At 69.9% G+C, this 20,885-nt stretch carries 22 protein-coding genes; 21 read left to right on the plus strand and 1 reads right to left on the minus strand.

Annotated elements, in window-relative coordinates; translation table 11 throughout:
- Positions 1-10: 10 nt before the first annotated feature.
- From ROZ00_14895 to ROZ00_14955, 13 genes are all read left to right on the plus strand, one after another.
- Positions 11-1,975: a TonB-dependent receptor gene (locus tag ROZ00_14895; protein MDT3737513.1), complete on the plus strand. Its 1,965-nt coding sequence runs from the start codon at positions 11-13 to the stop codon at positions 1,973-1,975.
- A gap of 12 nt (positions 1,976-1,987) precedes the next feature.
- Positions 1,988-2,980, plus strand: a complete 993-nt coding sequence (locus ROZ00_14900; GenBank protein MDT3737514.1) for an iron ABC transporter permease — start codon at positions 1,988-1,990, stop codon at positions 2,978-2,980.
- Positions 2,977-3,747, plus strand: coding sequence for an ABC transporter ATP-binding protein (locus tag ROZ00_14905; protein ID MDT3737515.1), 771 nt, complete (start codon positions 2,977-2,979; stop codon positions 3,745-3,747). Before ROZ00_14900 ends, ROZ00_14905 begins: the two co-directional genes overlap by 4 nt.
- A gap of 948 nt (positions 3,748-4,695) precedes the next feature.
- Positions 4,696-6,204 (plus strand): cobyric acid synthase, encoded by a 1,509-nt coding sequence (locus tag ROZ00_14910; GenBank protein ID MDT3737516.1) that lies wholly within the window; start codon positions 4,696-4,698, stop codon positions 6,202-6,204.
- Complete coding sequence (cobU, locus tag ROZ00_14915) at positions 6,201-6,704, plus strand: bifunctional adenosylcobinamide kinase/adenosylcobinamide-phosphate guanylyltransferase (protein ID MDT3737517.1); 504 nt, start codon at positions 6,201-6,203, stop codon at positions 6,702-6,704. The genes ROZ00_14910 and cobU overlap by 4 nt, the downstream gene beginning before the upstream one ends.
- Before the next feature lie 13 nt (positions 6,705-6,717).
- The gene (gene cobT / locus ROZ00_14920; GenBank protein MDT3737518.1) at positions 6,718-7,788 is read left to right on the plus strand and encodes a nicotinate-nucleotide--dimethylbenzimidazole phosphoribosyltransferase; all 1,071 of its coding nucleotides are present in this window, start codon (positions 6,718-6,720) and stop codon (positions 7,786-7,788) included.
- Positions 7,769-8,536 carry an adenosylcobinamide-GDP ribazoletransferase gene (locus ROZ00_14925; protein MDT3737519.1) on the plus strand — a complete coding sequence of 256 codons (768 nt, stop codon included), beginning with the start codon at positions 7,769-7,771 and terminating at the stop codon, positions 8,534-8,536. The genes cobT and ROZ00_14925 overlap by 20 nt, the downstream gene beginning before the upstream one ends.
- Positions 8,521-9,078, plus strand: coding sequence for an alpha-ribazole phosphatase (cobC, locus tag ROZ00_14930; GenBank protein MDT3737520.1), 558 nt, complete (start codon positions 8,521-8,523; stop codon positions 9,076-9,078). Before ROZ00_14925 ends, cobC begins: the two co-directional genes overlap by 16 nt.
- 11 nt (positions 9,079-9,089) lie before the next feature.
- Positions 9,090-9,635, plus strand: a complete 546-nt coding sequence (rfbC, locus tag ROZ00_14935; GenBank protein ID MDT3737521.1) for a dTDP-4-dehydrorhamnose 3,5-epimerase — start codon at positions 9,090-9,092, stop codon at positions 9,633-9,635.
- Positions 9,632-10,621, plus strand: coding sequence for a dTDP-4-dehydrorhamnose reductase (gene rfbD, locus ROZ00_14940; GenBank protein ID MDT3737522.1), 990 nt, complete (start codon positions 9,632-9,634; stop codon positions 10,619-10,621). Before rfbC ends, rfbD begins: the two co-directional genes overlap by 4 nt.
- On the plus strand, positions 10,618-11,676 hold the full coding sequence (gene rfbB / locus ROZ00_14945) for a dTDP-glucose 4,6-dehydratase (GenBank protein MDT3737523.1): 1,059 nt from the start codon (positions 10,618-10,620) through the stop codon (positions 11,674-11,676). The genes rfbD and rfbB overlap by 4 nt, the downstream gene beginning before the upstream one ends.
- Before the next feature lie 4 nt (positions 11,677-11,680).
- Positions 11,681-12,562, plus strand: a complete 882-nt coding sequence (gene rfbA, locus ROZ00_14950; protein ID MDT3737524.1) for a glucose-1-phosphate thymidylyltransferase RfbA — start codon at positions 11,681-11,683, stop codon at positions 12,560-12,562.
- A 23-nt stretch (positions 12,563-12,585) separates the two neighbouring features.
- Positions 12,586-13,344 (plus strand): Mut7-C RNAse domain-containing protein, encoded by a 759-nt coding sequence (locus tag ROZ00_14955; GenBank protein ID MDT3737525.1) that lies wholly within the window; start codon positions 12,586-12,588, stop codon positions 13,342-13,344.
- Here the strand turns inward: ROZ00_14955 and polA are convergent.
- Positions 13,341-16,052, minus strand: coding sequence for a DNA polymerase I (gene polA, locus ROZ00_14960; protein MDT3737526.1), 2,712 nt, complete (start codon positions 16,050-16,052; stop codon positions 13,341-13,343). The genes ROZ00_14955 and polA overlap by 4 nt on opposite strands.
- Positions 16,053-16,086: 34 nt before the next feature.
- On the opposite strand from polA, the gene ROZ00_14965 reads away from it, so the two are divergent.
- The 8 genes from ROZ00_14965 to ROZ00_15000 are packed head-to-tail and all read left to right on the plus strand — an operon-like array spanning position 16,087 to position 20,876.
- Positions 16,087-16,809 carry a TIGR00730 family Rossman fold protein gene (locus ROZ00_14965; GenBank protein ID MDT3737527.1) on the plus strand — a complete coding sequence of 241 codons (723 nt, stop codon included), beginning with the start codon at positions 16,087-16,089 and terminating at the stop codon, positions 16,807-16,809.
- Between the two features lie 33 nt (positions 16,810-16,842).
- Complete coding sequence (locus tag ROZ00_14970) at positions 16,843-17,175, plus strand: DUF2782 domain-containing protein (GenBank protein ID MDT3737528.1); 333 nt, start codon at positions 16,843-16,845, stop codon at positions 17,173-17,175.
- A gap of 31 nt (positions 17,176-17,206) precedes the next feature.
- Positions 17,207-17,965 carry a BPSS1780 family membrane protein gene (locus tag ROZ00_14975; protein ID MDT3737529.1) on the plus strand — a complete coding sequence of 253 codons (759 nt, stop codon included), beginning with the start codon at positions 17,207-17,209 and terminating at the stop codon, positions 17,963-17,965.
- A 43-nt stretch (positions 17,966-18,008) separates the two neighbouring features.
- On the plus strand, positions 18,009-18,791 hold the full coding sequence (locus tag ROZ00_14980) for a BPSS1780 family membrane protein (protein ID MDT3737530.1): 783 nt from the start codon (positions 18,009-18,011) through the stop codon (positions 18,789-18,791).
- The gene (gene nadD, locus ROZ00_14985) at positions 18,784-19,434 is read left to right on the plus strand and encodes a nicotinate-nucleotide adenylyltransferase (GenBank protein MDT3737531.1); all 651 of its coding nucleotides are present in this window, start codon (positions 18,784-18,786) and stop codon (positions 19,432-19,434) included. The genes ROZ00_14980 and nadD overlap by 8 nt, the downstream gene beginning before the upstream one ends.
- A gap of 1 nt (position 19,435) precedes the next feature.
- Positions 19,436-19,792, plus strand: a complete 357-nt coding sequence (gene rsfS, locus ROZ00_14990) for a ribosome silencing factor (protein ID MDT3737532.1) — start codon at positions 19,436-19,438, stop codon at positions 19,790-19,792.
- Positions 19,792-20,262, plus strand: coding sequence for a 23S rRNA (pseudouridine(1915)-N(3))-methyltransferase RlmH (rlmH, locus tag ROZ00_14995; protein ID MDT3737533.1), 471 nt, complete (start codon positions 19,792-19,794; stop codon positions 20,260-20,262). The genes rsfS and rlmH overlap by 1 nt, the downstream gene beginning before the upstream one ends.
- Positions 20,259-20,876: a Maf family protein gene (locus tag ROZ00_15000; protein MDT3737534.1), complete on the plus strand. Its 618-nt coding sequence runs from the start codon at positions 20,259-20,261 to the stop codon at positions 20,874-20,876. The genes rlmH and ROZ00_15000 overlap by 4 nt, the downstream gene beginning before the upstream one ends.
- Positions 20,877-20,885: the final 9 nt, after the last annotated feature.

Below are 20,885 nucleotides of genomic sequence, written 5' to 3' on the forward strand. Positions count from 1 at the left end.
AGCCCTCCACATGCACTTCAGGCATCGAGCCGCGGCGCTTGCCATCGCCGCCCTGTTCCACCCTTCCAGCCATGCCGCCGCCGACGAGGCGACGGTGATCGTCAGCGCCACCCGCTTCGCCGAAGCCGATCCGCGCGTGCCGGCCAACATCAGCGTCATCACGCGCGAGGACATCCGCAACACGCCCGCCTTCGACCTGCCCGCCGTCCTGCGCAACCATGCCGGCGTCGACGTGCGCACCCTCTACGGCAGCCTCGGCGTCGATGCCAGCGTCGACCTGCGCGGCTTCGGCGACACCGCCGCCAGCAACACCCTGATCCTGGTCGACGGCCAGCGCCTCAACCCCATCGACATGGGCTCCATCAGCTGGTCGGCGGTTCCGCTCGAGAGCATCCAGCGCATCGAGATCGTCCGCGGCGCCGGCAGCGTCCTCTACGGCGACCGCGCCAGCGGCGGCGTCATCAACATCGTCACCGACAAGTCCGGCCGTCCGCGCGCGGCGGTGACGGCCACGGCGGGCAGCTTCGGCCACCGCGGGCTCGACGCCCACGGCGCCGCCGGCAACGAGCGCGGCTACTTCAACGTCTTCGCCCATCACGCCGAGACCGACGGCTGGCGGCGCAACAGCCAGCAGGACCAGCAGGCGCTGTCCGGCCGCGTCGGCTTCTATGTCGGCGCCGGCGAGGTCTTCGTCGACTGGGCCGCCTACAAGGACTCCTCGGGCCTGCCCGGCTACCTGACCCGCGCCGCCTGGCGCGCCGATCCGCGTTCGAGTGCCTCGCCCGACGACTGGCAGAAGCGCGACGGCCATCGCCTGCGCCCCGGCGTCAAGCTGCCGCTGACCGATGCGCTGACGCTGGAGGCGGAACTCTCCGCCGAGCGGGAAGACCAGCACGCCGACTACGTCTCCTTCGGCAGCCGCTCCGATCGCGCCAAGGACATGCTGTCGTTCACCCCGCGGCTGCGCTGGCGCCACGGCCTCGGCGGCCTGGCCAGCGAGACCGTGCTCGGCCTCGACCACTACGACGGCGATGTCGACGCGCGCTACACGACGGCGCCGCGCCAGAGCGCATCGCAGACCAGCACCGCCGCCTACTTCCAGAACACCACCAACCTGACCGACGCCTGGGCGGTCACGCTCGGCGGGCGCAGCCAGCGCATGGATCAAAGCGCCCACCAGGACGCCTATGCGCCATGGTTCTCGCCGGCGATGGACGGCAGCGCCGTGCGGCGGCGCAATGCCTGGGATCTGGGCGCCAGCTACGCCGGCCAGGGCTGGCGCGCCTACGGCAAGCTCGGCACCACCTTCCGCTTCGCCAACACCGACGAGCTGTTCAGCTTCAACCCGCTCACCGGCAACCCCGCCTTCGCCGGCGACCTGCGCCCGCAGCACGGCCGCATCGGCGAGATCGGCGGCAGCGCCAGCCTCGGGCCGGTGCAGGCGCGCGCCGCGCTCTATCGCATGCAGCTGAAGGACGAAATCGGCTACGACGGTGCGCTCGGCGCCAACGTCAACTTCGATGCGACCCGCCGCCAGGGCCTCGAGGCCGAGCTCGACTGGCGCATCGCCGGGCGGCTCAAGGCGAAGCTGGCCTACGCCCACACCGATGCCGAGTTCCGCGACGGTCCCTACGACGGCCAGCGCGTCCCGCTGGTGCCGCGCGACAAGCTCACCCTGCAACTCACCTGGGACGCCGGCCGGGCGGGCATCTACACCGCCGTGGCGAACCACGTCGGGTCGCGCCGCTACAGCGGCGACTTCAGCAACGTGCGGGGAACGCTGTCCGGTTATACGACGCTGGACCTGCAGGCCGCCTGGAACCTGAAGCCGTGGACCGTGACCGCGCGGCTGCTCAATGCCCTGGACAAGCGCTATGCGCCGTATGCCGGCTACTCGCCCTGGATCGTCGACCATTACTACTATCCGGCCGACGGGCGCAGTTTCCACTTGAGCGCGCGTTACGACTTCAAATAGGAAAAGTCAGCCGTGCCGACACGCCGCCGCGCCCTGCTGGTGATCCTGCTCCTGGCCCTGGTCGGGCTGGCGAGCCTGGCCGTCGCGCTGGCGGCGGGCAGCCTGCCGGTGTCCGCGGCCGACGTCGGCCGCGCCCTGCTCGGCGACACCGCCGGCGTGGCGGCGGAAGTGGTGCGCGAGCTGCGCCTGCCGCGCGCCCTGGCCGCCTTCGCCTGCGGCGGCCTGCTGGCGCTCGCCGGCGCCCTGATGCAGGTGCTGCTGCGCAATCCCCTGGCCGATCCCTACGTGCTCGGCATCTCCGGCGGCGCTTCGGTCGGCGCGCTCGGCGCCATGCTGCTCGGCCTGCCGCTGCTGCTGGTCAACGGCGGCGCCTTCGCCGGCGCGCTGGCCGCCACGCTGCTGGTGTTCGGCCTGGCGCGCGGCGACGGCTCGTGGACGCAGACGCGGCTCTTGCTGACCGGCGTCATCGTGGCCGCCGGCTGCGGCGCGGCGGTGGCGCTGATCCTTTCCATCGCGCCGGAGAACAAGCTGCGCGGCATGCTGTTCTGGCTGATGGGCGACCTGTCGCATGCCGCGTCGTTCTGGCCGGCGCTCGCCATGCTGGCGCTGGGGCTCCTTGCCGCGCTGCCCTTCTCGCGCGACCTCAACCTGCTGGCGCGCGGCGACCTCACGGCGCGCGCCCTCGGCGTGCCGGTGGCGCGGCTGCGCGGCGGCGTCTACGTGCTGGCGGCGCTGGCCACCGCGGCGGCGGTGACGACCACCGGCTCGGTCGGCTTCGTCGGCCTCATCGTGCCGCACCTGGTGCGGCTGTCCGTCGGCAACGACCAGCGCGTGCTGCTGCCGGCGGCGGCGCTGGCCGGCGGCGCGCTGCTCACGCTGGCCGACACCCTGGCGCGCACCATCGTCGCGCCGCAGCAGCTGCCGGTCGGCGTGCTGACCGCGCTGATCGGCGTGCCGGTGTTCCTGTATTTATTGACGCGCAGTCCGCGCGGGAGCGCGGCATGACGGCTTTGCTTTCCGTCCGCGACCTCGACGTCAACATCGGCAGCGTGCGCGTCGCCGCCGGGCTCGGCTTCGACCTGGCCGCCGGCGAGCGCCTGGCCATCCTCGGCCGCAACGGCACCGGCAAGACGACGCTGCTGACGACGCTGGCCGGCCTGCGCGAGGCCGAGGCCGGCACGATTGCCCTCTGCGGCGAGGACTATGCCGCGCTGGACGCCCGCCGCGCCGCCCAGCTGCGCGGCCTGCTGCCGCAGGGCCATCTCGACGCCTTCCAGTCGACCGTGCTGGAGACGGCGCTGATCGGCCGCCATCCGCACCTTGGCCGCTGGCACTGGGAAGGGAAGGAAGACGAGCGCCTCGCGCGCGAGGCGCTGGCGGCGGTGGACCTCGCCGGACTGGGCAGCCGCGAGGTGCACACGCTCTCGGGCGGCGAGCGGCAGCGCCTGGCCATCGCCGCGCTGCTGGCGCAGCAGCCGCGCCTCTACCTGCTCGACGAGCCGCTCGCCCACCTCGACCTCAACCACCAGATCGCCGTGCTCGAACTGTTGTCGCGGCGCGCGCGCGAGGACGGCGTCGGCATCGTCATGGTGCTGCACGACATCAACCTGGCCCTGCGCCACGCCGACCGCGCCCTGCTGCTGTTCGGCGAGGGCCGCACGCTGGAAGGGCCGGTGGCGGCGGTGCTCACCGCCGAGTCGCTGTCGCGCCTGTACGGTTATCCGCTGCGGGAGATTCCGGATGGAACCGGACGCCATTTCGTGCCTGCGTAGGCCGGTTCGCAGGCCGGCCTTCAGGCCGACTTCGGCCGACGTTGCCGGGCTGAAGCCCGACCTACGGTATGCGACGCGAACGCGCCGTCTCGAGGTGCTKSYWMWRCMSMTCKAKRYSKKYRWRRRWGMSMGGCGYGTGGYGCTGCAGGTGGTCGGGATGAACGAAAAAGAGGTTGTCGCGGGCGACCGCGGAGAGTGCCGGCCAGCGGCGCCATTCGTCCAGCCACTCGGGCCGCGCGTCGCCCATGCCGCTGGCGACGATGGCCTCCGGGTCGGCGGCCAGCACGGCTTCGACCGTCACCGCCGCCGCCATCGGCTTGAGCGCGGCGAAGACGTTCTCGCCGCCGCACAGGCGGATCGCGTCGGAGATGATCTGGCCGCCGCCGACGGTCATCAGCGGCTGGTTCCACACCTGGTAGAAGACGCGCACCGTTGGCCTGCCCTCGTAGCGCGCGCGCAGCGCCGCCAGTCGGTCGCGGAACTTCGCCGCCGCCGCGCGTGCCCCGGTGCCGGCGCCGGAGAGGGCGCCGAGGCGCTCCAGGTCGGCCGGCACGTCCTCGATGCGCCGCGCCTCCGTCACCACGACGTTGAGGCCGATGGCCTTCAGCTTGGCGACATGCGAGGCGATGTTGCCGGATTCCCAGGCGACGACGAGGTCGGGCCGCAGCGCCGCCACCGCCTCGAGGTCGATCTTCTCGTAGCTGCCGATCTGCCGGATCTTCTTCGCCTCTTCTGGGTAGTTGCTGAACTCGACCGTGCCGACGACGCGGTTGCCGGCGCCGATGGCGAACAGGTTCTCGGTGATGTGCGGCGACAGGCTGACGATGCGCCGCGCAGGCTGGGTGAGGCGCATCTCCGGCTCGGCGTGCGCCAGCGGGGCGAACAGAGCGGCGAGAAGCGGGGCGAGCAGAAGCCGCGGGAGGCGCATTGCAGAGCGGGGGAAAGGCGATGAGCGATTCTACGCCGAAACCCCTCGCCCTCATGGTGCAGGGCTGCACCTCGGACGCCGGCAAGAGCGTGCTGGTCGCCGGCCTCTGCCGCCTGCTTCTGCGGCGCGGCGTGCGCGTGGCGCCGTTCAAGCCGCAGAACATGGCCCTCAACTCGGCGGTGACCGTCGACGGCGGCGAGATCGGCCGCGCCCAGGCCCTGCAGGCGCAGGCGGCGGGGCTGGCGCCGCACAGCGATTTCAACCCGGTGCTGCTCAAGCCGACCAGCGACCGCGCCGCGCAGGTGATCCTCAACGGCCGCGTCGCCGCCGACCTCGACGCCCGCGCCTACCACCTCTACAAGCCGCGCGCGATGGAGGCGGTGCTGGCCTCCTGGGAGCGCCTGTCGCGGCAGTACGACTGCCTCGTCGTCGAGGGCGCCGGCAGCCCGGCCGAGATCAACCTGCGCGACCGCGACATCGCCAACATGGGCTTCGCCGAGGCGGTCGACTGCCCGGTGATCCTCGTCGCCGACATCGACCGCGGCGGCGTCTTCGCCCACCTCGTCGGCACGCTGGAACTGCTCTCCGAATCGGAGCGGGCGCGCGTGCAGGGCTTCGTCATCAACCGCTTCCGCGGCGACCTTTCCCTGCTCGAACCGGGCCTGCGCTGGCTGCAGGAACGCACCGGCAAGCCGGTGCTCGGCGTGCTGCCCTATTTGCACGGCCTGCACCTCGACGCCGAGGATGCCTTGCCCCGCGAGCGCGCCGGCAAGACCGACGCGCGGTTGCGCGTCGTCGCGCCCGCGCTGCCGCGCATCTCGAACGCCACCGACTGCGATGCGCTGCGCCTGCATGCCGAGGTGGACTTCCGCTTCGTCGGCCCCGGCGAGGCGATTCCCGCCGCCGACCTGATCGTCCTGCCCGGCAGCAAGAACGTGCGCGCCGACCTCGCCTGGCTGCGTGCGCAGGGCTGGGCGGCGGCGCTCCTGCGCCACCTGCGCTACGGCGGCAGGGTGGTGGGTATCTGCGGCGGCATGCAGATGCTCGGCCGCGCGGTGCACGATCCGCTGGGGCTGGAGGGCGAGGCGGGCAGCGCCGAAGGGCTGGGCCTGCTCGACTTCGAGACGACGCTGGCGCCGGAGAAACGCCTGGCCAACGTCGCCGGCACGCTGAATCTGCCCGGCGCGCCGGAAGCCGCCGGCTACGAGATCCACCTGGGCGTGAGCGAGGGCCCGGCGCTGTCGCGGCCTGCGCTGCAGTTGGACGACGGCCGCAGCGACGGTGCGCTGTCCGAGGACGGCAGCATCCTCGCCACCTACCTGCACGGCCTCTTCGACCGGCCGGCGGCGCTGCGGGCGTTGCTGGACTGGGCCGGCCATGCGGAAGCGGCCCCCTTCGATCTCGCCGCAGTGCGCGAGCAGGCCCTCGAGCGCCTGGCCGATGCGCTGGAGGCGCATCTCGATGCGGCCTGGCTTGAGCGAACTTTCGGGGCGGTCGTGCCGGCATTTCAGGATAGGATGCGGCGATGAAAGAATTGATCCTCGGCGGCGCCCGCTCCGGCAAGAGCGCCTATGCGCAGAAGCGGGCGGCGGCATCCGGCCTGCCGGTGACGGTGATCGTCACCGGTTCGGCCGGCGACGCCGAGATGGCCGAGCGCATCGCCCACCATCGTGCGGCGCGGCCGGCGGACTGGCGCGTGGTCGAGGCGCCGTGCGCGCTCGCCGCCGCGCTGCGCGCGGAAGCGGCGGCGGGGCGCTGCGTGATCGTCGACTGCCTGACGCTGTGGCTGATGAACGTCATCGGCGGCGCATTCGAGGCCGAGCGCCGCGCGCTGCTCGACGCGCTGCCGCAGCTGCCCGGCGAAGTGCTGTTCGTCGCCAACGAGATCGGCCTCGGCATCGTGCCGCTCGGCGAGGAGACGCGCCGCTTCCGCGACGAGGCGGGGCGGCTCAACCAGGACCTCGCCGCCGCCTGCGAGCGCGCGACCTTCGTCGCCGCCGGGCTGCCGCTGACCCTCAAGTCACCATGAAATTTCCGGAAGGATGAAGATGAAATTCAATATCGCCGCACCCGACGACGCCCTGCGCCCCGCGCTGCAGGCCAGGATCGACGGCAAGACCAAGCCGCTCGGCGCGCTCGGCCGCCTGGAGGCGCTCGCCCTGCAGCTCGGCCTCATCCAGCAGACGCTGACGCCCGAACTGCGCGCGCCGCACATCCTCGTCTGCGCCGGCGACCACGGCGCGGCGAATGCGGGCATTTCCGCTTTCCCGCAGGACGTCACCTGGCAGATGGTGGAGAACTTCCTCGCCGGCGGCGCCGCCATCAACGTCTTCGCCCGCGCCAACGGAATCGGGCTGGTGGTCGCCGACGCCGGCGTGAACCACGCGTTCGGCCCGCGCGAAAACCTGGTCGACGCCAAAGTCAGTCCCTGCGGCACGGCGAGCTACCTGGAAGGCCCGGCCATGACGGCGGAAGAATGCGAGACGGCGACGGCGCGCGGCGCGCAGCTCGTCGCCGGCCTCCACGCGCGCGGCTGCAACGTCATCGGCTTCGGCGAGATGGGCATCGGCAACACCGCCTCGGCCTCGCTCATCACGTCTTTCATGGCCGGAATTCCGCTGGAGGATTGCGTCGGGCGCGGCACCGGGCTGGACGATGCCGGCGTGGCGCGCAAGCTGACTTTGCTGCAGCAGGCCGCCGACGGCTATCGCGGCGACTACACGCCATCATCCGTGCTGGCGCACTTCGGCGGCTTCGAGATTGCCATGCTGGCCGGCGGCATGCTCGCCGCCGCCGAGCGGAAGATGCTGCTGCTCATCGACGGCTTCATCGTCACTTCGGCCCTGCTGGTGGCGGCGACGCAGCATCCGGCGGCGCTGCAGTACTGCGTCTTCTCGCACCGCTCGCAGGAGCGCGGCCACCGCCTGCAGCTCGAGCACCTCGGTGCGCGGCCGCTGCTCGACATGGACCTGCGCCTGGGCGAGGGCACCGGCGCCGCGCTGGCCTGGCCGCTGGTGCGCGCCGCCTGCGCCTTCCTGAACGAGATGGCCAGCTTCGAGTCGGCGGGCGTGAGCGAAAAGAGCGAGCAGGCGGATGCTGCGACAGGAAGCTGAAGCTTTCTTCGGTGCCGTGCGCTTCTTCACGCGCCTGCCGGTGCCGGCCTGGGTCGGCCACTCGCAGGAGGCGCTCGACCGCGCGGCGCGCTACTTCCCGCTGGTCGGCATCCTGGTCGGCGTGCTGGGGGGACTGACTTTCCTTCTCGTCGCCTTCGTCCTGCCGGTGTCGATCGCCCTGCTCTTCAGCATGGCGGCGACCCTGCTCGTCACGGGCGCCTTCCACGAGGACGGCCTGTCGGATACGGTCGACGGCTTCGGCGGCGGCTGGACGAAGCCGCAGGTGCTGGCGATCATGAAGGACTCGCGCATCGGCAGCTACGGCGCCCTCGCCGTGGCGCTGATGCTGCTGGCGAAGTTCAACGCCCTCTACGAGCTGCCCGACGAGTGGATTGCGCCGGCCCTCGTCGCCGGCCACGCCGCCTCGCGCTTCTTTTCCACGCTGCTCATCTTCTCCCTCGACTACGTGCGCGACGACGACTCTGCGCGCGCCAAGCCGCTGGCGGTGCGCATGGGCGCGGGCAGCCTCGGGGTAGCCGCGTTGTTCGGCCTGGCGCCGCTGGCCCTGCTACCGTGGGAGGCGGCGCTTGCCGGCTTGCTGTTGGCGGCCCTGACGACCTTTCTCGCCGCGCGCCATTTCGTCAAGCGCATCGGCGGCTACACCGGCGACTGCCTCGGCGCCACGCAGCAGCTTTCCGAGCTGGCGATCTATGTGGGTATCCTCGCGGTCGCATGGAACTTTTCCTGATCCGCCATCCCGAGCCGGCCGTGCCCGAGGGCACCTGCTACGGCCGCAGCGACATCGGCCTCGCCGGCGACGCCGGCGCGGAGGCGGCGCGCCTGCGCGGCATGCTGCCGGCCGGCATCCCGGTCTACACCAGCCCGCTCCTGCGCTGCCGCAGCGTGGCCGAGCATCTTTCTCCGGCGCCGGCCGTCGACGAACGTCTGGTCGAGATGCATTTCGGCGAGTGGGAGATGCGCCGCTGGGACGAGATCGACAAGGCCGCCTTCGACGCCTGGGTCGCCGACATCCTCAACTTCGCCCCGCCCGGCGGCGAATCGGCGGCGGAAATGCTGGCGCGGACCCTGGACTTCCTCGACGAGCTGCGCGCGGGCGAAGCGCCGGCCGCCGCGGTCGTCACCCACGGCGGCGTGCTGCGCGTGCTCTTCGCCCACTGGCTGGAAGTGCCGCCGCGGCGCTGGCCGCGCCTCGTCTTCGAGTTCGGCGCCGTCAGCAAGGTGAACCTCGGGAAAAAGGATATTCGGGTCGAGTATCTAAACCGCAAGTAAAATAGCGGCCCATGAAGGTCATCCAAACCGAAATCCACGACGCCCTGATCATCGAGCCGAAGGTCTTCGGCGACGCGCGCGGCTTCTTCCTCGAGAGCTACAACAAGCGCGTGCTGGCCGAGGCGGCCGGCATCCGCGCCGAGTTCGTGCAGGACAACCATTCCCGCTCCGCCCGCGGCGTGCTGCGCGGGCTTCACTACCAGCTGCGGCAGCCGCAGGGCAAGCTGGTGCGCGTGGCGAGCGGCACGGTGTTCGACGTCGCCGTGGACATCCGCCGCAGTTCGCCCACCTTCGGCAAGGTGGCCTGCGTCGAGCTGTCGGACGCCAACCAGCGCATGTTCTGGGTGCCGCCGGGCCTGGCCCACGGCTTCCTCGTCGTTTCCGAATCGGCGGATTTCCTCTACAAGACCACCGACTACTACGCGCCGGAGCACGAGCGCTGCATCCTCTGGAACGATGCCGAGCTGGCGATCCCCTGGCCGCTGACGGGCGCGCCGACGCTCTCCGCCAAGGACGTTAACGGCCTGCCCTTCGCCGTGGCGGAGCTGTTCCCGTGAGCGCCCCCGCCGGGCCGCCCCAAGGGGGTGCAGCCAACAGGATGGAGCGGGCGCAGCCCGCGAACGACCGTCACCCCCTTCCTCGGGAAGGGGGGCGGGGGGAAGGTGCTCCAGTCATCCTGCTGACAGGAAAAAACGGCCAGGTCGGTTGGGAGCTCGCGCGCACCCTGCTGCCGCTTGGCCGCGTTGCCGCGTTTGACCATGCCGGGCTGGATCTCGCCGATGCCGCCGCTGTGCGCCGCATGCTGGACGAGCTGCGGCCCGACGTCATCGTCAACGCCGCCGCCTACACCGCCGTCGACAAGGCCGAGAGCGAGCCGGAGCAGGCCAACGCCGTCAACGCCGCCGCGCCTGCGCTGCTGGCGCAGGAGGCGGCGCGGCGCGGCGCCTTGCTGATCCATTATTCGACCGACTACGTCTACGACGGCGCCAAGGCCGCGCCCTACGTCGAGACCGACCCGACCGGGCCGCTCGGCGCCTACGGCCGCAGCAAGCTCGCGGGAGAAGTCGGCGTGCAGGTTTCCGGCGCCGACCACCTGATCTTCCGCACCAGCTGGGTGTACGCCGCGCGCGGGGCCAACTTCCTGCGCACCATCCTGCGCCTGGCCGCCGAGCGCGAGGAGCTGCGCATCGTCGCCGACCAGATCGGCGCCCCGACCTGGGCGCGGCTCATCGCCGAGGCGACGGCGCACGCCCTGCGCCAGGCGATGCAGGAACGCAGCAGCGGCACATTCGACAGCGGCGTGCACCACCTTACCGCCGCCGGCGAGACGAGCTGGCACGGCTTCGCCTCCGCCATCGTCGAAGGCCGGCAAGGACTGCGCGTGAAAACGGTGACGCCGATCACGACCGCCGAGTACCCGCTGCCCGCGCCGCGCCCGGCCAACTCGCGCCTGGACACCGGCGCCTTCCGCGCCCGCTTCGGCCTCGTCCTGCCCGATTGGCGCGACTGCCTGCAACTCTGCCTCGAGGAAATCCCGCAATGATTTTGGTCACCGGCGGCGCCGGATTCATAGGTAGCAATTTCGTTCTGGACTGGCTGCGCGAGACCGGCGAGCCGGTCATCAACCTCGACAAGCTCACCTACGCCGGCAATCCGGAGAACCTTGCCGGCCTGCGCAATGATGCGCGTCACGACTTCGTGCAGGGCGACATCAACGACGCCGAGTTGGTGGGGGATCTGCTCAAGCGCCACGCGCCGCGCGCCATCGTGCACTTCGCCGCCGAGAGCCACGTCGACCGCTCCATCCACGGCCCGGCCGAGTTCATCCAGACCAACATCAACGGCACCTTCACCCTGCTCGAGGCGGCGCGCGCCCACTGGTCGGCGCTGACCGGCGAGGCGAAAGCCGCCTTCCGTTTCCTGCACGTGTCGACCGACGAGGTGTACGGCTCGCTCGGCATGGACGATCCGGCCTTCGCCGAGACGCATCCCTACCAGCCGAACAGCCCCTACTCGGCCTCGAAAGCGGCCTCCGACCATCTGGTGCGCGCCTACCACCACACCTACGGCCTGCCGACGCTGACCACCAACTGCTCGAACAACTACGGCCCCTACCAGTTCCCGGAGAAGCTGATCCCGCTCATCATCCACAATGCCGTCGCCGGCAAGCCGCTGCCCATCTACGGCGACGGCCTCAACGTGCGCGACTGGCTCTACGTCGGCGACCACTGCGCGGCCATCCGCGCCGTGCTGGCGAAGGGCCGCCCCGGCGAGACCTACAATGTCGGCGGCCGCGCCGAGATGACCAACCTCGCCGTGGTGAAGACGCTGTGCGCCTTGCTCGACCAGCTGCACCCGGACTCGCCGGTGACGCCGCACGAGAAGCTCGTCAACTACGTCAAGGACCGGCCTGGCCACGACCGCCGCTACGCCATGAACGCCGACAAGCTCGAGCGCGAGCTCGGCTGGCGGCCGGCGGAGAGTTTCGAATCCGGCATCGAGAAGACGGTGCGCTGGTACCTCGACAACACGGCGTGGACGAGCCGCGTCACCAGCGGCGCCTATCGCGACTGGGTCGCGCAACACTATTCGGACTGACGCCATGACACAAAAACGCAAGGGCATCATCCTCGCCGGCGGCTCGGGCACCCGGCTCTACCCGGTGACGCTGGCGGTGTCGAAGCAGATGCTGCCCATCTACGACAAGCCGATGATCTACTATCCGCTGTCGACCCTGATGCTCTCGGGCATCCGCGACATCCTGATCATCTCGACGCCGCAGGACCTGCCGCGCTTCGAGCAGCTGCTCGGCGACGGCAGGAGCTGGGGCCTGTCGCTCTCCTACGCAGTGCAGCCGAAGCCGGAAGGCCTCGCCCAGGCCTTCCTCATCGGCCGCGACTTCATCGGCGGCGCGCCCAGCGCGCTGGTGCTCGGCGACAACATCTTCCACGGCCACGATCTCGCGGACGACCTGCAGGGTGCGGCGGCGCGCACGCAAGGCGCCTCGGTCTTCGCCTATCCGGTGCACGACCCGCAGCGCTACGGCGTCGTCGAATTCGGCGCCGACGGCCGCGCCGTGAGCATCGAGGAAAAGCCGCACAAGCCGCGCTCGCGCTACGCCGTCACCGGCCTGTATTTCTACGACGAGAAGGTCTGCGACATCGCCGCGAACCTCAAGCCCTCGCCGCGCGGCGAGCTGGAGATCACCGACGTCAACCGCCGCTACCTGGAACTGGGCGAGCTCAACGTCGTGATGATGGGACGCGGCCACGCCTGGCTCGACACCGGCACCCACGAATCCCTCATCGAGGCCTCGCACTTCGTGCAGACCATCGAGAAGCGCCAGGGCCTGAAGATCGCCGCCCCCGAAGAGATTGCCTTCCGCATGGGCTACATCGACGCCGCCCAGCTGCGCCGCCTGGCCGAGCCGCTGCACAACAGCGGCTACGGGCGCTACCTGCTGAGCGTGCTCGAGGAAGGCTGAGCCGCGCCGCCCGCCGGCACGCGATGGTCACCGCGACCTTCCGCTTCTACGAGGAGCTGAACGACTTCCTCGCGCCCGAGCGGCGCAAGCGGGAGTTTGCTGCGCCCTGCGCCCGCGCCGCCACCGTCAAGCACATGATCGAGGCGCTGGGCGTCCCCCATACGGAAGTCGAGTTGATCCTGGTCAACGGCGAATCGGTCGGTTTCGACCGCCTGCTCGCCGACGGCGACCGCGTCGCCGTCTACCCGAAGTTCGAGTCGCTCGACGTCACGCCCCTGCTGCGCCTGCGCGGGCGGCCGCTGCGCGAGACGCGCTTCGTCGCCGATGCGCACCTCGGCGGGCTCGCCCACCTGCTGCGCATGGCCGGCTTCGACACCCTCTACCGCAACGACTTCGACGACCGCGAGATCGTCGCGCTCGCCACGCACGAAGGCCGCATCGTCCTGACGCGCGACCGCGAGCTGCTCAAGCTGCGCGAGCTGACCCACGGCTGCTACGTGCACGCCCTCAAGCCTTCGCAGCAGTTCAGGGAGATCCTCGCCCGCCTCGACCTCGTCGGCAGCCTGCGCCCCTTCACGCTCTGCCTGGAATGCAACAAGCCGCTGCGCGACATCGACAAGGCCGCGGTGCTCGAGCAGTTGCCGCCGCTGGTGCGGGAGCGCTACGAACGCTTCACGACTTGCGACGCCTGCGGCCGCGTCTACTGGGAAGGCTCGCACTGGCAGCGCATGCGGGAGCTGGTCGATGCGGCTGCGTTGCCGTGTCGCGCGAACAGGCCCTAGTGCGCCTCGTCCCAGTTTGCGCCGACGCCGACCTCGGCCAGCAGCGGCACGGAGAGCTGCGCCACGCCGGCCATCAGCCTGGGCAGATCGCTTCTCACGGCGTCGAGCTCCGCTTCCGGCACTTCCAGCACCAGTTCGTCGTGCACCTGCAGGATGAGCAGCGAGGCCAGGCGGGTTTCATCCAGCCAGCGCTGCACGGCGATCATCGCCAGCTTGATGATGTCGGCGGCGGTGCCCTGCATCGGCGCGTTGATGGCGGCGCGCTCGGCGGCCTGGCGCCGTGCCGGGGCGGCTGACCTTATCTCCGGCAGCCAGAGGCGGCGGCCGAATACCGTCTCGACGTAGCCGCGCTCGCGCGCCAGCAGCCGCGTCGACTCCATGTAGTTCGCCACGCCGGGATAGCGCGCGAAGTAGCGGTCGATGTAGGCCTGCGCCGCGCCGCGCTCGAGGCCGAGCTGGCGCGCCAGGCCGAAGGCCGACATGCCGTAGATGAGGCCGAAGTTGATCACCTTGGCGTAGCGGCGCTGCTCGCTCGTCACCTCCGCCGGCGTGGTGCCGAACACCTCGGCGGCAGTGGCGCGGTGGATGTCTTCGCCGGCGGCGAAGGCGTCGAGCAGCCCCTTGTCCCCTGAGAGATGGGCCATGATGCGCAGCTCGATCTGCGAATAGTCGGCGGAGACGAGCTTCGATCCCGGCGGCGCGACGAAGGCCTGGCGGATGCGCCGGCCTTCTTCGGTGCGGATGGGGATGTTCTGCAGGTTGGGGTCGGAGCTGGCCAGCCGTCCGGTCACCGCCACGGCCTGGGAATAATTGGTGTGCACGCGGCCGGTGGCGGGGTCCACGGATTTCGGCAGCTTGTCGGCGTAGGTGCTCTTCAGCTTGGCCAGGCTGCGGTAGTCGAGGATCAGCTTCGGCAGCGGGTAGTCGAGCGCCAGTTGCTCCAGCACCTCTTCGTCGGTGGACGGCGCGCCGGAGGGCGTCTTCTTCAGCACCGGCAGCTTCTCGCGCTCGAAGAGGATCTCCTGGATCTGCTTGGGCGAGTTCAGGTTGAAGGGCTGCTTCGCCGCCGCGTGCGCCTGCGCCTCGATCTCCATCATGCGCAGGCCGAGCTCCTGGCCCTGCCGCTCCAGCAGCGGGGCATCCACCAGCACGCCGTTCCTTTCCATGCGGAAGAGGATTTGCATCACCGGCACTTCGATGTCGCGGTAGAGCGCCTCCAGGCGCGGCGCCTCGGCGAGGCGCGGATGCAGCGCCCCGTGCAGGCGCAGCGTGATGTCGGCGTCCTCGGCGGCGTATTCGGCGGCGCGTTCGATGTCGACCTGGTCGAAGCCGATGCGCCCGGCGCCCTTGCCGGTGACCTCGTCGTACTTGATGGTCGCGATGCCGAGATGGCGCGCCGAGAGCGAGTCCATGTCGTGGCTCTTGTCGGACTCGACGACGTAGGATTCGAGCAGGGTGTCGTGCGCCACGCCGGCCAGCCGGATGCCGTGGTTGGCCAGCACGTGCATGTCGTACTTGAGGTTCTGGCCGACCTTGGCGTGGCGCGGCGATTCCAGCCAGGGCTTCAGTTTTTCCAGCGCCTCGTCGAAAGTCAGTTGCTGCGGCACGCCGGCATAGCGGTGGGCGAGCGGCAGGTAGGCGGCCTCGCCCTCCGCGACGGCGAAGGACATCCCGACCAGGCGCGCCAGCATCGGGTCGAGGCTGGTGGTCTCGGTGTCGAAGGCGGCGAAGGGCGCCGCCTCGAGCTTCTTCAGCCAGGCGTCGAGCTGCGCCCAGTCGAGGATCGTCTCGTAGCGCGTGCGGTGTGCGCCGGGCGGCTGCAGGTCGGGCGCGGCGGCGGGCGCCGGGGATTCGGCGGCGCTTCCAGCTTGGACTTCGCGCAGCCAGGTCTTGAACTCCAGCCGCGCGAAGAGCTCGGCGAGCTTGTCCTTGTCGGGCGGCTGCGGGGCGAGGTCGGCGACGCGCACCGGCAGATCGAGGTCGCAGACGACGGTGACGAGCTTCTTCCCGAGCGGCAGGAAGTCGAGGTGCCGGCGCAGGTTCTCGCCGACCTTGCCGCCGATCTCGTCGGCATGGGCGACGATGCCGTCGAGGCTGCCGTATTCCTGCAGCCACTTCGCCGCCGTCTTCGGCCCGACCTTGTCCACGCCCGGCACGTTGTCCACGCTGTCGCCGACCAGCGCGAAGTAGTCGACGATCTGCGAGGGTGCGACGCCGAACTTGGCCAGCACGCCGGCCTCGTCGAGCACCTCGTTGCTCATGGTGTTCACCAGCCGCACGTGCGGATTGACCAGCTGCGCAAGGTCCTTGTCGCCGGTGGACACGATGCACTCGATGCCCTGGCGGCTGGCTTCGCGCGCCAGCGTGCCGATGACGTCGTCGGCCTCGACGCCTTCGATGGCGAGCAGCGGCCAGCCCTGGGCGCGGATGCACGCGTGCAGCGGCTCGATCTGGCTGGCGAGGTCGTCGGGCATCGGCGGGCGCTGCGCCTTGTATTCGGGGTAGAGGTCGTCGCGGAAGGTCTTGCCCTTGGCGTCGAAAATGCAGGCGCGGTAGTCCGCCTTGAAGTCGCTATCCAGGCGGCGTAGCATGTTGATGACCCCGTACACCGCGCCCGTCGGCTCCCCCGCCTTGTTGCGCAGATCGGGCATGGCGTGGAAGGCGCGGTACAGGTACGAGGAGCCGTCAACCAGCAGCAATGTCGGCATAATGGATTCGGCGCCGCTTCAGGAAACCAGAAAAATGACCCAGGAAAAACTTCGCAATCTCGCCTCGCCGCAGATCGACGCCTCGCCGACGGCACGCGAGTCGTGGCGCATGTTCGGCATTATGTCAGAGTTCGTCGAGGCGACCGAGCGCCTTGCGCCGATCCGGCCGGCCGTCTCCATCTTCGGCAGCGCGCGCATCGGCCCCGGCCACCCCTACTACCAGCAGGCGGAGACGGTGGCGCGCCTGCTCTCCGACGCCGGCTTCTCGGTGATCACCGGCGGCGGCCCCGGCGTCATGGAGGCGGCCAGCAAGGGCGCATTCGACGGCAAGAGCGCCAGCGTCGGCCTCAACATCCAGCTGCCGCAGGAACAGCAGAGCAACGCCTACCAGAACATCTCGCTCACCTTCCGCCACTTCTTCGCGCGCAAGGTGATGTTCGTCAAGTTCGCCGCCGCCTACGTCGTGCTGCCGGGCGGCTTCGGCACGCTCGACGAGCTGATGGAAGCGCTCACCCTGATCCAGACCGGCAAGAGCCGGCGCTTCCCGCTCATCCTGATGAACGCCGCCTACTGGCAGGGGCTGCTCGACTGGTTCCGCGAGCGCCTGGTTTCGGAAGGCATGATCGCCGCCGAAGACCTCGACCTGATACAGGCCATCGACGAGCCGGAGCAGGTCGTCGACGCCATCTTCAAGCACTATGAAGGACGGGGCTTCGGACCCCTCCCGCACGAGCACGAGCTGCTACTGAACCTCTGATACAATCGCCCCGACCCCAATTAGGACAAAGCCATGCGCCGCCTGCTGATTTCCTGTCTGTTTGCCCTCGCGCTGCCTGCCGTGGCGCAGGACCGCCCTGCCTTGCAGCCGGTCCCCGAGCCCCCGCCGCCCCCGCCGGGCTACCAGCCGGATCCGGCGCTCGAGCCGCAGGTGACCATCATCCGGCGCGGCGAAGACAAGGTCGAGGAATTCCGCATCAACGGCCGCCTCTACATGATCAAGGTGACGCCGCCGCACGGCGTGCCCTATTACCTCGTCGACGACAAGGGCGACGGCCGCATGACGCGCCAGGAATCGATGGACTCCGGCCTGCGCGTGCCGATGTGGGTGATCGGAACGTTCTGATTCCGGGCAGCAACCACCAGGGGAGGCAGCGATGAGCGAACAGAACCCGTTTCTCGTGCAGGGCGGCGGCGAGCAGGGCGGCCGGGCGTTCGATCCCGCCGGCCGCAGCGTCGACGCCGGCCGCGGCATCGAATGGCTCAAGCAGGGCTGGCAGCTGTTCACCAAGAATCCCGGCATGTGGATCGCCATCGCCGTCATCCTGATGGTGATCTTCATCGTCCTGAGCTTCATCCCGGTCGTCGGCAGCCTGGCGGCCCAGTTCCTGGTGCCGGTCTTCGCCGGCGGCATCCTGCTCGGCTGCAGGTCGCTCTCCGGGGGCGGGGATTTCGGCATCGACCATTTGTTCGCCGGCTTCAAGCAGAACACCACCAACCTCATCCTGGTCGGCGTGTTCTACATGATCGGCGTCATCGCCATCACCGTGCTGGTCTTTCTCATCAGCGGCGGCGCCGCCGTGACCGGCGGCCTGATGGGGCGCGGACCCGGCGTCGGCATGGTCGCGGGCGGATTCTTCCTCGCCCTGCTGGTCATGCTGGCGCTGATGGTGCCGCTGGCGATGGCCGTCTGGTTCGCCCCCGCGCTGGTGGTGTTCCACAACGTCGCGCCGCTGGAGGCCATGAAGGCGAGCTTCTTCGCCTGCCTGAAGAACATCGTGCCCTTCCTCGTCTATGGCGTGATCCTGTTCGTGCTCTGCATGATCGCGATGATTCCCTTCGGCCTCGGCATGCTGGTGATGGTGCCGGTGATGATGGGATCGACCTATGCGTCGTATGTGGAGATCTTCGAATAATCGCCGCATAGCCGCCGCCTTCCGCCGCGGCGCCCCCCGCTGAATGCAAGCCCGCCGACTCCCCGCCATCCGCGGCTGGAACTGGATCGTCGAGGGCTTTCGCCTGTTCCGGACCAATCCCGCCCTGCTGACCTTCCTGGTCTTCGGCTACTGGCTCACCCTGGTGTTCCTCAATCTCGTGCCGCTGCTCGGCGTGGTCCTCGCGCCGCTGTGCGTGCCGGCGCTGTCGGTCGGCGTCATGAACGGCTGCCGGGCCCTCGAGCGCGAGACCGAGAACGGGTTCGGGCTGCTGTTCTCCGGCTTCGGCAGGAATCGCAACACCCTGCTCATCCTCGGCGCGGCCTACCTGCTCGGCTCGCTGGCGGTGTTCGCGGGCAGCGCCCTGGTCGACGGCGGGGCCCTGCTGGGCATCATGATGGCCGGGCAACCGCCGCCCGACGACCTGCTGGAAAGCGACCGTCTGGTCGTCGCCCTGCAGGTGACCCTGGTCCTGATGGTGCCCGTGCTCATGGCCTTCTGGTTCGCGCCCATGCTGGCCGCCTGGAACGACCTGCCCGCCGGCAAGGCGCTGTTCTTCAGCTTCGTCGCCTGCGCCCGCAACTGGCGCCCCTTCCTGGTCTATGGCCTCGGCGTGGCGTTCATCAGCGCCATCCTGCCGGGCATCGTGCTCGGCATTGCCGGCGCGACTTCCGCACCGCTGGCGAAAATGGTGGCGGTCGCCATGTCCCTGCCGCTGCTCTTCGTCTTCGTGCCGACGCTGTTCGCCAGTTTCTACGTGAGCTATCGCGACGTCTTCGTCGCCCTGGTCGAGACGGCCGATGCATGAGGCGCCCCTCGGCCTGATCGGCGGCACCTTCGATCCGGTGCATTACGGCCACCTGCGCCTGGCCGAGGAGGCGCGCGAGATGCTCGGCCTGGCCGAAGTGCGCTGGATTCCCGCCGGCCGGCCGCCGCACCGGGCCGTGCCGCACGTGGCCGCGGCGCATCGCCTCGAGATGGTGCGCCGCGCCGTGGCGGGCAATCCGGCCTTTGCGGTCGACGATGCCGAGGCGACCTCGGACGAGCCCAGCTACACCGTGACGACGCTGGAGCGCCTGCGCGCCGGGCAGGCTGACCGTCCGCTCGTGGTGCTGATGGGCGCCGATGCCTTCCTCGGCCTGCCCACCTGGCACCGCTGGCGCGAGCTCTTCGAACTGGCCCACATCGGCGTGGCGACGCGCCCGGGCTTCGTCCTCTCGCCGGACGAATGGCCGGCCGAACTGTCGAAGGCCGGCGCCGACCGGTTCGGCAGCGATGCCGCCGTCCTGCGTACGGCGCCGGCCGGCAGGGTCGTCGGGTTTTCCATGACGCCGCTGTCGATTTCCGCCTCGCTGCTGCGCGCGCAGCTGGCCGCCGGGTCGAGCGTCCGCTATTTGCTTCCCGATCCCGTGCGGGAGTATATTGACCAGCAACAGCTTTACCGGAATTAGAATGGACGTCAGGAAACTGCAGAAGGTCGCCGTCAGTGCGCTGGAGGACATCAAGGCGCGCGACATCGAAGTCATCAACACCACAAAGATATCTTCCCTCTTCGACCGCATCATCATCGCCAGCGCCGACTCGGCGCGGCAGACCAAGTCGCTCGCACGCAGCGTGCAGGACAAGGTGCTGGCGGCCGGCGGCCGCGTCATCGGCATGGAGGGGGAGGAGAGCGGCGACTGGATCGTCGTCGATCTCGGCGACATCGTCGTGCACATCATGCAGCCGGCGGTGCGCAGCTACTACAACCTGGAAGAACTCTGGTCCGTCACGCCCGCCGCGCGCAAGAAGAGCGCGGCGGCCGGCTGATGAAGCTGGCGGTCGTGGCCGTCGGCACGCGCATGCCGTCCTGGGCGGAGGAGGCATTTGCGGAGTTCGCCAGGCGCATGCCGCGCGAACTGCCGCTCGAACTGAAGGAGATCAAGGCCGAGCCGCGCAGCGGCGGCAAGCCCGCCGAGGCGCTGATGGCCGCCGAGGCCGGCCGCATCCGCGCCGCGCTGCCGGGGCGCTGCCGCCTGGTGATCCTCGACGAGCGCGGCGCCGATCTGTCGACGCAGCAGCTTGCCGGAAGACTGCGCCAGTGGATGGAAGGCGGCGAGGACGTCGCCTTCGTCATCGGCGGACCGGACGGCCTGGCCGCCGATCTCAAGGCCGCGTCCGCCGAGACCCTGCGCCTGTCCAGCCTGACGCTGCCGCACGCCCTGGCGCGCGTGGTGCTGGCCGAAGCGCTGTATCGCGCGACCAGCCTGTTGAAGAATCACCCCTACCATCGCGAATGATCACCCTGGAACCACGCATCTATCTGGCCTCCCGCAGCCCGCGCCGGCGCGAACTGCTGTCGCAGATCGGCGTGCGCTTCGAACTGCTGATGTTCCGCGGCGTGCCGCGCGAGGATCCCGACGTCGACGAAGCGGTGCTGCCGGACGAGACGCCGGAGGATTACGTCGTGCGCGTCACCCTGGCCAAGGCGCAGGCCGGCGTGCGCCGCATCCGCGAGCGCCACCTGATCCCGCATCCGGTGCTGGCCGCCGACACGACGGTGGAAATCGACGGCAGCGTGATCGGCAAGCCGGAGCACGAGGCCGACGCGGTGGCGATCCTGCAGCGCCTGTCCGGACGCACCCACCGCGTGCTGACGGCGGTGGCGCTGTCATACGATGGCCATACCGAACACCTGCTCAATGCCAGCGAGGTGCGTTTCCGCAGCCTCGGGCAGGACGAGATCAAGCGCTACGTCGCCAGCGGCGAGCCGCTCGACAAGGCCGGCGCCTACGGCATCCAGGGGCGCGCCGCGGTTTTCATCGAGGAGATAAAGGGCTCCTATACCGGCATCATGGGTTTACCCCTTTACGAGACGGCCCTTCTTCTGCGACGCTTCGGTTATCCCATATAACAAAGAAGG

The sequence above is a fragment of the Denitratisoma sp. genome, assembly GCA_032027165.1.
Lineage (GTDB): Bacteria > Pseudomonadota > Gammaproteobacteria > Burkholderiales > Rhodocyclaceae > Desulfobacillus.

Excerpts from the sequence above, each read along its gene's own strand:
- ROZ00_14925 (MDT3737519.1), top strand. The coding sequence starts at position 7,769 with ATGCTGCGACAGGAAGCTGAAGCTTTCTTCGGTGCCGTGCGCTTCTTC.
- ROZ00_14895 (MDT3737513.1), top strand. The coding sequence starts at position 11 with ATGCACTTCAGGCATCGAGCCGCGGCGCTTGCCATCGCCGCCCTGTTC.
- ROZ00_14955 (MDT3737525.1), top strand. The coding sequence starts at position 12,586 with ATGGTCACCGCGACCTTCCGCTTCTACGAGGAGCTGAACGACTTCCTC.
- ROZ00_14970 (MDT3737528.1), top strand. The coding sequence starts at position 16,843 with ATGCGCCGCCTGCTGATTTCCTGTCTGTTTGCCCTCGCGCTGCCTGCC.
- polA (MDT3737526.1), bottom strand. The coding sequence starts at position 16,052 with ATGCCGACATTGCTGCTGGTTGACGGCTCCTCGTACCTGTACCGCGCC.
- cobC (MDT3737520.1), top strand. The coding sequence starts at position 8,521 with ATGGAACTTTTCCTGATCCGCCATCCCGAGCCGGCCGTGCCCGAGGGC.
- ROZ00_14910 (MDT3737516.1), top strand. The coding sequence starts at position 4,696 with ATGAGCGATTCTACGCCGAAACCCCTCGCCCTCATGGTGCAGGGCTGC.
- rfbA (MDT3737524.1), top strand. The coding sequence starts at position 11,681 with ATGACACAAAAACGCAAGGGCATCATCCTCGCCGGCGGCTCGGGCACC.
- nadD (MDT3737531.1), top strand. The coding sequence starts at position 18,784 with ATGCATGAGGCGCCCCTCGGCCTGATCGGCGGCACCTTCGATCCGGTG.
- ROZ00_14905 (MDT3737515.1), top strand. The coding sequence starts at position 2,977 with ATGACGGCTTTGCTTTCCGTCCGCGACCTCGACGTCAACATCGGCAGC.
- ROZ00_14980 (MDT3737530.1), top strand. The coding sequence starts at position 18,009 with ATGCAAGCCCGCCGACTCCCCGCCATCCGCGGCTGGAACTGGATCGTC.
- rsfS (MDT3737532.1), top strand. The coding sequence starts at position 19,436 with ATGGACGTCAGGAAACTGCAGAAGGTCGCCGTCAGTGCGCTGGAGGAC.
- ROZ00_14975 (MDT3737529.1), top strand. The coding sequence starts at position 17,207 with ATGAGCGAACAGAACCCGTTTCTCGTGCAGGGCGGCGGCGAGCAGGGC.
- rlmH (MDT3737533.1), top strand. The coding sequence starts at position 19,792 with ATGAAGCTGGCGGTCGTGGCCGTCGGCACGCGCATGCCGTCCTGGGCG.
- cobT (MDT3737518.1), top strand. The coding sequence starts at position 6,718 with ATGAAGATGAAATTCAATATCGCCGCACCCGACGACGCCCTGCGCCCC.
- ROZ00_15000 (MDT3737534.1), top strand. The coding sequence starts at position 20,259 with ATGATCACCCTGGAACCACGCATCTATCTGGCCTCCCGCAGCCCGCGC.
- rfbB (MDT3737523.1), top strand. The coding sequence starts at position 10,618 with ATGATTTTGGTCACCGGCGGCGCCGGATTCATAGGTAGCAATTTCGTT.
- rfbC (MDT3737521.1), top strand. The coding sequence starts at position 9,090 with ATGAAGGTCATCCAAACCGAAATCCACGACGCCCTGATCATCGAGCCG.
- ROZ00_14965 (MDT3737527.1), top strand. The coding sequence starts at position 16,087 with ATGACCCAGGAAAAACTTCGCAATCTCGCCTCGCCGCAGATCGACGCC.
- cobU (MDT3737517.1), top strand. The coding sequence starts at position 6,201 with ATGAAAGAATTGATCCTCGGCGGCGCCCGCTCCGGCAAGAGCGCCTAT.